The following is a 497-nucleotide window of genomic DNA, read 5'->3' as shown; positions in this document are numbered from 1 at the left end:
GGGGCGATTGACGAAATCCATCGGTTTACTGGGGGAGCCGCAAGGCTCATAAATAAACTATGTACACATAGTCTTCTATTCGGCTCCCAAAATGGTCGGAGAATCATTGATGACCACATGGTCAAGCATGTCATCCAGGGGGAACTTTCATGAAAAGCCGCTGGAAAGAAATGAACTACAATGAAGAATTAGATTGTTGGGTTGTGTTTTGGGGAGACAATTCAGGTTATAAAATGCGATGTGGTGAATGGTTTGACCTTCATTTAGGAAATGGAAAGACTCTTTCCTGCCGCCTCGAATTAGGAAGGGATTGGTATATTCTTACCGGCCGAAACGACGTGAGGTTCTATCTTAAGAAAAACGAAACATATCGAGTTGATTTATAAAATCGTTGGGGGAAGCAAGGGGCTGCTTCCCCATCATTTTGGACGGTAAATCCGTCAGTTTTAGGACAATTAATACCGACAATCTCTGGACATTGTAGAACGTCATTAACA

The 497-nt window shown here is 42.7% G+C and carries 1 protein-coding gene; it reads left to right on the top strand.

Translation table 11 applies throughout. The features are described from left to right. The first annotated feature begins 149 nt into the window (after nucleotides 1-149). A complete protein-coding gene (locus JJQ88_RS21025) occupies nucleotides 150-386 on the top strand; it encodes a DUF5348 domain-containing protein (RefSeq protein ID WP_210367980.1) in 237 nt (78 codons plus the stop codon). The last annotated feature ends 111 nt before the right edge of the window (nucleotides 387-497 follow it).

The organism is Bacillus sp. REN3 (assembly GCF_017912555.1).
Lineage (GTDB): Bacteria > Bacillota > Bacilli > Bacillales > Cytobacillaceae > Mesobacillus.
The sequence above is the reverse complement of the archived record's forward strand: the minus strand, read 5'-3'. Positions and strand labels throughout refer to the sequence as shown.

Coding starts and splice junctions, on each gene's coding strand:
- JJQ88_RS21025 (WP_210367980.1), top strand. CDS start 150: ATGAAAAGCCGCTGGAAAGAAATGAACTACAATGAAGAATTAGATTGT.